This window comes from Xanthomonas axonopodis (genome assembly GCF_001304695.1).
Classification (GTDB): Bacteria; Pseudomonadota; Gammaproteobacteria; order Xanthomonadales; family Xanthomonadaceae; genus Xanthomonas; species Xanthomonas axonopodis.
Genome location: NZ_JFAQ01000191.1, coordinates 18793 through 27069, shown reverse-complemented (window position 1 = coordinate 27069; position 8277 = coordinate 18793). Strand labels below are relative to the sequence as shown.

Annotated in this window: 8 protein-coding genes; 3 read left to right on the top strand and 5 right to left on the bottom strand. The window is 64.3% G+C overall.

Annotated features, from left to right (window positions below; genetic code table 11):
- The 4 genes from XAXN_RS16620 to XAXN_RS16605 form a co-directional block, all read right to left on the bottom strand.
- A partial coding sequence (locus XAXN_RS16620; protein ID WP_054320380.1) for a GNAT family N-acetyltransferase occupies nucleotides 1-396 on the bottom strand: 396 nt, incomplete at its 3' end.
- Nucleotides 397-636: 240 nt separating this feature from the next.
- On the bottom strand, nucleotides 637-1878 hold the full coding sequence (locus XAXN_RS16615) for an argininosuccinate synthase (RefSeq protein WP_054320379.1): 1242 nt from the start codon (nucleotides 1876-1878) through the stop codon (nucleotides 637-639).
- A 72-nt stretch (nucleotides 1879-1950) separates the two neighbouring features.
- Nucleotides 1951-2976, bottom strand: coding sequence for an N-acetylornithine carbamoyltransferase (locus XAXN_RS16610; RefSeq protein ID WP_054320378.1), 1026 nt, complete (start codon nucleotides 2974-2976; stop codon nucleotides 1951-1953).
- A 308-nt stretch (nucleotides 2977-3284) separates the two neighbouring features.
- Nucleotides 3285-3779: a hypothetical protein gene (locus XAXN_RS16605; protein ID WP_054320377.1), complete on the bottom strand. Its 495-nt coding sequence runs from the start codon at nucleotides 3777-3779 to the stop codon at nucleotides 3285-3287.
- A 177-nt stretch (nucleotides 3780-3956) separates the two neighbouring features.
- Between XAXN_RS16605 and cysS the strand changes: the two genes are divergently transcribed.
- The 3 genes from cysS (at nucleotide 3957) to XAXN_RS16590 (ending at nucleotide 7536) form a co-directional block, all read left to right on the top strand.
- Nucleotides 3957-5384 carry a cysteine--tRNA ligase gene (cysS, locus tag XAXN_RS16600; RefSeq protein ID WP_054320376.1) on the top strand — a complete coding sequence of 476 codons (1428 nt, stop codon included), beginning with the start codon at nucleotides 3957-3959 and terminating at the stop codon, nucleotides 5382-5384.
- Between the two features lie 467 nt (nucleotides 5385-5851).
- Complete coding sequence (locus tag XAXN_RS16595; RefSeq protein WP_054320375.1) at nucleotides 5852-6286, top strand: SufE family protein; 435 nt, start codon at nucleotides 5852-5854, stop codon at nucleotides 6284-6286.
- On the top strand, nucleotides 6286-7536 hold the full coding sequence (locus XAXN_RS16590) for an MFS transporter (protein ID WP_054320374.1): 1251 nt from the start codon (nucleotides 6286-6288) through the stop codon (nucleotides 7534-7536). The genes XAXN_RS16595 and XAXN_RS16590 overlap by 1 nt, the downstream gene beginning before the upstream one ends.
- A gap of 208 nt (nucleotides 7537-7744) precedes the next feature.
- Here the strand turns inward: XAXN_RS16590 and dksA are convergent, their stop codons facing one another.
- Nucleotides 7745-8233 (bottom strand): RNA polymerase-binding protein DksA, encoded by a 489-nt coding sequence (gene dksA / locus XAXN_RS23285; protein ID WP_241148151.1) that lies wholly within the window; start codon nucleotides 8231-8233, stop codon nucleotides 7745-7747.
- Nucleotides 8234-8277: the final 44 nt, after the last annotated feature.

Below are 8277 nucleotides of genomic sequence, written 5' to 3'. Positions count from 1 at the left end.
CTGCGGCCGCGCCGGCGCGGCGAAGCCGTGCTGGGCGTACAACGCATGCGCATCGGAGGTGGCGAGCATGAAGCGGCGAAGGCCCTGCAGATGTGGATGAGCCATCACTGCCGCCACCAGTTGCTTGCCATAGCCGCGCCCCCGGTGTGCATCAAGCACGAACACATCGGCGAGATAGCCGACGGTGGCACCGTCGGTGATCACTCTGGCAAACGCCACCTGCCCTATGCCCCCGCAATAACCGCCGAAACACAGCGAGCCGGCGATCGCCCGCTGCACCGTGTCCAGCGGGATGCCCAGGGACCAGTAGGCCTGCTCGCTGAGGAAGCGATGGATCAACGGCAGATCGAGTTCCTGCTTGTCGGTACTGATGCGCAGTGCGGGCATGGATTCCATCTCGGTGGCCCTCCTCTCCCACCGGGAGAAGATTCCCCGAAGGGGCGGATGAGGGGCGCCTCACGAACTTCGGGAAGCAACTAGGTCGAACGCGTCGCCACGCGCCCAGATGGAGAACGATGGAAGCAAATGCTGCAGTAGTTCCCCATGACTGACGCGTGGCGACGCGTTCGTCATGATCGATCCTGCAGGTTTCCTGCGGCGCCCCCAGCCCCTCTCCCGTGGGAGAGGGGCTTTTGCTCAGCGGTTGACCTGCGCGTACAAGGTCGAGCTCATCCCGAACAGCTTGATGAAGCCCTCGGCCTCTTCCACGCCCCAGTCGGCCGATTGCGCATACGTCGCACCCTTGGTGTTGAGCAGGTGCGGCGAACGCACCGCCACCGCATCGACGCGGCCGCCGCGGGTTTCCAGCGTCACCTCGCCATTGACCTTGGACTGCGAGGACTTCAGGAACGCCTCGATATCGCTCTTGAGCGGGTCGTGATAGAAGCCTTCGTACACCAACTCCACCCACTTGCGCGCCACGTCCGGCTTGAAGCGGTTCTGCTGCTTGGTCAGCACCGCATCTTCCAGCGCACGGTGCGCGGTGAGCAGCGAAATCAGGCCCGGCGCTTCGAATACGATGCGGCCCTTCAAGCCGATCACGGTGTCGCCGGTATAGACGCCGCGGCCCACGCCGTACTGCGCGAACAAGGTGTTGAGCTTGGCCAGGATCTTGGCACCCGGCAGCGGCTTGCCATCCAGTTCCACCGCTTCGCCTTCGACGAATTTCAGCGTCACCGTCAGCGCTTCGCTCGGCCACGCGCTGCGCGGCGCGCACCAGCCGCGCGCGCCCTCGCCCGGCGCTTCCCAACGATCGATCTCGCCACCGGACATGGTCAGGCCCAGCAGGTTCTCGTTGATGGTGTAGGCCTGCTGCTTGGCACGCACGCCGAAGCCACGCGCTTCCAGATACTTCTGCTCATAGGCGCGGGTCTGGGTGTGTTCTTTTTGGATCTCGCGGATTGGCGCGACGATCTGATAGTCGCCCAGCGCCTTCACTGCCAGGTCGAAACGCACCTGGTCGTTGCCCATGCCAGTGCAACCGTGCGCAATGATGCGCGTGCCCAATTCTTCGGCACGCTTGAGTGCGGCATCCACGATCAGGTAACGGTCCGACACCAGCAACGGGTACTGGCCCTGGTACCCCTCGCCCGCCCACACGAACGGCTTGACGAAGCCTTCCCAGATCGCCGGGCCACCGTCCACGGTGACGTGGCTGGCCGCGCCCAATTCGGCGGCGCGCTTCTCGATGAATTCACGCTCTTCGGCATCCACACCACCGGTGTCGGCAAACACGGTGTGCACCGCATAGCCGCGCTCCTGCAGATACGGAATGCAGAAGCTGGTATCCAGACCACCGGAAAACGCGAGAACGATGTCTTTGGTGCCGGAAGTCGCGGCGGGGGATTCGGGATTGGTGGAAGCGGTCTGCTGCGACATGGGGGTCTCTTTAGAAGTTGACTGAATGAGGAGCGGGAGCCGGGTTCGCCGTGGCAAATCCCGAATCCCCAATCACGAATCCCGGCGGCCCTGGCCCACCAGGGCCGCCATGATCGCCTTCTGCACGTGCAGGCGATTTTCGGCTTCAGCGATGGCGATGCAGTTGGGCGAATCCATCACTGCATCGGTTGCCTTGACGTTCCGACGCAGCGGCAGGCAGTGCGAGAACACGCCATTGTTGGTCAGCGCCATCTTGCGTTCGTCGACGATGAAATGCTGGTACTGGTCGCGGATCGGCTTCTCCGGTTCCCAGTTGCCGAAGAACGGCAACGCGCCCCAGCTCTTGGCATAGACGACATCGGCGCCGGCATAGGCGCTGTCGATGTCATGGCTGACCTGCAGCGAGCCACCGCTTTCGGCCACGTTTTGCGCGGCCCAGTCCATGTAGCGCTGATCCAGGATGTAGTCGGGCGTCGGGCACAACAGGGTCACGTCCATGCCCAAGCGGGTGGCGATGGTCAGCGCCGAGTTGGCCACCGCTGTGTTCAGCGGCTTGGGGTGGTAGGTCCAGGTCAGCACGTACTTCTTGCCGCGCAGATCCTGGGTACCGAAGTGTTCCTGCAGCGCCAACGCGTGCGCCAGCTCCTGGCACGGGTGGGTGATGGTTTCCATGTTGATCACCGATACCGGCGAATACTTGGCAAAGCTCTTGAGCACCTGGTCTTCGCGGTCCTTGGACCAGTCCACGAACTTTGGAAACGCACGCACGCCGATCAGGTCGACATAACGCCCCAGCACGCGCGCCACTTCGGCGATGTGCTCTTCGGTGTCGCCGTCCATGACCGTGCCCAGATTGAACTCGATCGGCCACGCATCCTTGCCCGGCTGCAAGACCACCGCATGTCCGCCCAACTGAAACGCGCCCAGCTCGAAGCTGGTACGGGTGCGCATGGACGGATTGAAGAACACCAGCGCAATCGACTTGCCCTTCAGCTCGCTTCCCAGCTTGTTGCGTTTGAACAACGCGGCCTGGGTCAACAGCGCGTCCAGCTCGGCGCGGCTCCAGTCCTGGGTGTTCAAGAAGTGCTTCAGTGACATCGATCGATCCTTTGCTACGTGCTGCTGCGTTGGTCCGCCAGGAGCGACGGGGTGCGCGACATGCGCGTTTCTTACGGTTGAAACTTTTGTGACGCCAAAACGAAAAAACCCAGCCTGGGGCTGGGTCTTCAACGTCGGAACAGCAAACGCCCCGGCTTACCCAGCGAAAATGTGGGATTCCGGTCGGCGGGCACGCGAGGTCATGCCGGAGGCCATCCGGGCGGCGCTGGTGTCGTGCTGAAAGGCGTTTGCTTGCATAGGGCGCGAATCCTCGCACGCATGTGGGCACGGCGCAACCGCCGCGCATCTCATCGCGGCGGCACGACGACGACGTCGGGAATGTACGGGGTCACCGAGACCCGGATGCGCAGCCGGTTGCCCGGATCTTCCGGCAAGCGCGAACGGTATTTGGTGCCCTTGTAGACGTAGTCCACGTCGAAGGCGATCGGCCGACGGAACTCGCGCGGCACTTCCACGACCTTGCAGTTGCGCCGCGTGCTGGTCGGCGGCACCGCAGCGGGCGCGGCCGGTTCGGGGCGACGCGAGAACATCTCCTTGACCGAATCAACCATGCGGTTGATGCGGCCCTCGTCCTCGGCAGGCGCTGCAGCAGTCTGTGCCGCCTGTTCGGCTTCGCATTGCTCTTCGATACGCGTGGCGCGAAGCGTCTGGTAGACCGGCTCGACGTTGAGCACCTGCGCATAATCCAGCTTCACGTTCTCGATCACCACAGCCTGGTTCTTGGGGTCGGGCTCTGCCGCATGCGCCGGAATGACTTGCCCGGCAAACGTACACAGCAGCATGAAGAACGGAGAAGGTCGCATCAGTACCGGGAACGTGCAGCCAGTCAGTACGTAAGTGTATGGAGCTTGCGGCCACCGGGGCTGAACGCAACCCATCCGGTCGCCATTGTCAGGCTGGCGATTCGCCATCCCACCACAACGGGCTAAAATCGCGCGATTGCCCTTTTTCGGATGCCGATGAGCCTGCGCCTGCACAACAACCTGACGCGGCGGGTCGAGCCGTTTGCGCCGCTCGATCCGTCCAGCCCCACCCTGTATGTCTGCGGCCCCACCGTCTACAACTACGCACACATCGGCAACGCCCGCGGCCCGGTGGTCTTCGATGTGCTTGCCGCGCTGCTGCGCCGACGCTACGGCGCACTGCGCTACGCGCGCAACATCACCGACGTGGACGACAAGATCAACGCCGCCGCGCAGGCGAAGGGCGTGCCGATTGCGACGATCACCGACCGCTTCGCGGCAATCTACCGGCAGGACATGGCGGCGCTTGGCGTGGTTCCACCGGACATCGAACCGGAGGCCACCGCGCATATCCCGCAGATCGTGGCGATGATCGAGCAGTTGATCGCCAAAGGTCACGCCTACGCCGCCGAAGGCCACGTGCTGTTTTCGGTCTCCAGCTTCGATGGCTACGGCAAACTCTCGCGGCGCGACCCGGACGAAATGCTGGCCGGCGCGCGTGTGGACGTGGCGCCGTACAAGCGCGACCCCGGCGACTTCGTGCTGTGGAAACCCTCCAGCGACGATCTGCCCGGCTGGGAATCGCCGTGGGGCCGCGGCCGCCCCGGCTGGCACATCGAGTGCTCGGCGATGGCCGCCGCCCATCTGGGACCGACCATCGACATCCATGCCGGCGGCGTGGACCTGCAGTTCCCGCATCACGAAAACGAGATTGCGCAGAGCGAGTGCGCGCATGGCGGCGCCACCTTTGCGCGCTTCTGGCTGCACAACGGCATGCTCAATTTCAGCGGCGCGAAGATGAGCAAGTCGCTGGGCAATATCGAAACCGTGCACGAGCTCATCGCCAGGCATCCGCCCGAAGCGCTGCGCTATGCGCTGTTGAGCGCGCATTACCGTCAGCCGCTGGATTGGTCGGATGGGCTGATCGAGCAGGCCAAGAACACGCTGGACCGGTTGTATGGAACGCTGCGGGATCTGGCTGCGCTGGAAGCCGAAAAAAACGGCAGCGACTTTGCACTATCCAAGACGATTCCTGCCGAGGTGGAGTCCGCTCTGGATGACGACCTCAATACACCGCTGGCCTTGTCCGTCATGGCAAGCATCGCCTCCGACGCGCGTGCATTGCGCAACGAACTGATGCACAGCAGCGAAACGTCGGCGCGCACGACCGAGCTGCATGCCGCGCGCGCCAAGTTGCTCGCTGCCGGCATGGCACTGGGGTTGTTGCAACAAGACCCGGCTGCATGGTTCTCGCGCGGCACCGACATTGGCGACGATGCACGCATTACCGCATTGGTGGAAGAACGCAGCGCGGCAAAAAAAGCCAAGGATTTCGCCCGCGCCGACGCCATCCGCAAGCAACTGGCCGACGAGGGTATCGTGCTCGAAGACACGCCGCAGGGCGTGCGTTGGAAGCGGGCGTGATGCGCCCGTCTCCCACCAGGAGAAGACCCCGCACGGGCGGAGGAGGTGCGGGCTAGGTCGTGTACTTCAATCTCAACAGGCTTCGCATTTATCCTCACCCCCAACCCCTCTCCCGGTGAGAGAGGGGCAACGCGCGAGTTCAGCACTCTGTTCATCCCCCGGAACCGCAACTGCACACCTCCACGTCAAACGCGCATGGCCTACCCTTCCCCCATCGGGAGAAGGTGGCGCGCAGCGCCGGATGAGGGTGCGCCGCAGCGACAATCCCTCGTCGGTCATGGCGGGCGCATCGCCACGCGCCAGTCAAGACCAATGACCGACAGCTCTCGAAGGGTGCCCCGCCCTGGCACCTGGTGATACATGCATTGGCCACAGGCGCTCCAAGGCCTGCTCGTCAGTGGCGTACAACCCTTGCCTCCTCGCCCCGCCGGGAGAGAGGCTTTCAGCAAACGATTCCGGATGTCCTGATGACCACCTCCCCCTTCCCGCTTGAACCCACTGCCACCGAGGCGCAGGCAGCCATTGCCGAGGAGTTTTCCTTCTTCGGCGACTGGTCCGAGCGCTACCAGTACCTGATCGATCTTGGCCGCAAGTTGCCCGCCTTCCCGGAACAGTGGAAAACCGAAGAACACCGTCTGCACGGCTGCCAATCGATGGTCTGGATCGTGCCGGAAGGCAACACCGAGCGGCTGGATTTCCATGCCGTCAGCGATTCGGCCATTGTCTCCGGGCTGATCTACCTAGCGCTGCGCGTGTATTCGGGGCGTAGCGCGCAAGAGATCCTGGCCACCGAGCCTGACTACATCGCCGGCATTGGTTTGGCCAAGCATCTGTCGCCGACCCGCAGCAACGGCGTGACGGCGATACTGGCCTTCATCCGCGATACCGCGCGCGCGCAGTAGTGAGCACGCCAGCCCGATCGCCAGCCGATTCGCTGCGCACCCTGCTCGCCCATCCAGGCTTCGGCCTGGTGCTGCTGTACCGCGTGGCGGCGATGCTGTCCTACCAGATCGTCGCGGTGACGGTCGGTTGGCATATCTACGAAATGACCTGCAACCCGCTCTCGCTGGGGCTGATCGGCCTGGCCGAAATCCTGCCGTTCTTCTGCATCGCCCCCTTTGCCGGCTACCTGGTCGATCAGCTGCCGCGCCGCCGGCTGGGCATGGTGGCCGTGCTGAGTTTGGTCGCGACCGCGCTGCTGCTGTTGGCGATCACGCAAGGCTGGCTGCCAGTCAAAGGCGTGTGGCCCATCTATGCCGCCATCTCGCTCACCGGCGCGGCGCGCTCTTTCTTGTCGCCGGTCTATAACGCCTTGTTCGCACGGGCGCTGCCACGCGAAGCATTCGCACGCGGTGCCAGCATCGGCAGCGTCACCTTCCAGGCCGGCATGGTGATCGGCCCGGCGCTAGGCGGTGTGCTGGTCGGCTGGGGCGGCAAGGGCCTGGCCTACGGGGTCGCCGCCAGCGTGGCGATGCTGGCGATCTTGGCGTTGGCACTGCTGCGTGTCAGTGAGCCGGTCAGCGAGGGCCCGCATGCGCCGATCTTCCGCAGCATCGCCGAAGGCGCGCAGTTCGTGCTGTCCAACCAGATCATGCTGGGCGCCATGGCGCTGGACATGTTTTCGGTACTGCTCGGCGGCGCGGTATCGATGTTGCCGGCCTTTATCCACGACATCCTGCACTATGGCCCGGAAGGCCTGGGCATTCTGCGCGCCGCGCCGGCGCTGGGTTCGATCGTGGTTGGCGTATGGCTGGCGCGGCACCCGCTGCAGCGCAATGCCGGACGCGTCCTGCTGCTGTCGGTGGCCGGCTTCGGGCTCTGCACCATCGCCTTCGGACTGTCGCGCCATTTCTGGCTGTCCGCGGCGATCCTGCTGGTGTACGGCATGTGCGACGGCGTCTCGGTGGTGGTGCGCCAGACCATCCTGCAGTTGGCCACCCCCGATGCCATGCGTGGCCGGGTGTCTTCGATCAACGGCATCTTCATCGGCTCGTCCAACGAGCTGGGCGCGTTCTACGACGGCGTCATGGCGCGCCTGGTCGGCCTGGTGCCGGCGGTGGTCATCGGCGGCTGCGTCACCCTGGGCGTGGTGGCCACCACCGCCTGGAAGGCGCCGCGCCTGCGCAAGCTGGACCTGCGCGATCTGCAGTGAGCTGGGCGATTGCTTGGTTGCCGGTGCCCGCGGCGCCGCGGCGGTGACAAGCTGTTCGTGCTGCGGGCCGCGGTCAGGTGCCATCATGCAGCTGCCTGCGGCGGCCTCGCGCAAAGGGGCGCTGACCGACCAAACGCCAATACAGCGAATCAGGCGCCCATAAAAAACCCCGCACCAGGCGGGGTCTTTCAGTGCGCCAGGCGGATGCTCAGTCGCCCTGCTGCTTCTGCAAATGCTCCCAACGCTCCTGAGCGTCGATGGTGCGCTCGGCAGTCAGACGCGCTTCCAGGCGGTCCAGACCGATCTCTTCGCCGGTGTCCACGCAATAGCCGTATTCGCCGTCTTCCAGACGCTTGAGCGTGCTGTCGATCTTGGAGATCAGCTTGCGGGCGCGATCACGGGCACGCAGTTCCAACGAGTTCTCGGTCTCGCGGGTGGCGCGTTCGGCTTCGTCGCCGATGTCGCGCACTTCTTCGCGCAGGTTTTCGATGGTCTGCTTGGATTCTTCCACCATCTCGTTGCGCCAGCTCTGCAGACGCTGGCGGAAATATTCCTGCTGCAGCTTGTTCATGTACTCCTCGTCTGCGGAAGGCTTGTAGCCCTGCGGCAGGATCGGGCGACCGGTTGCTTCATCGGTCTTGTACTCGACCACCTTGTACTTGGTCTTGGGGGCCACGCTGGACGGCTTGGACGTCACGGCCACGGCCACCTTGCCGACCGGACGGGTCGCAGCAGGCTTGG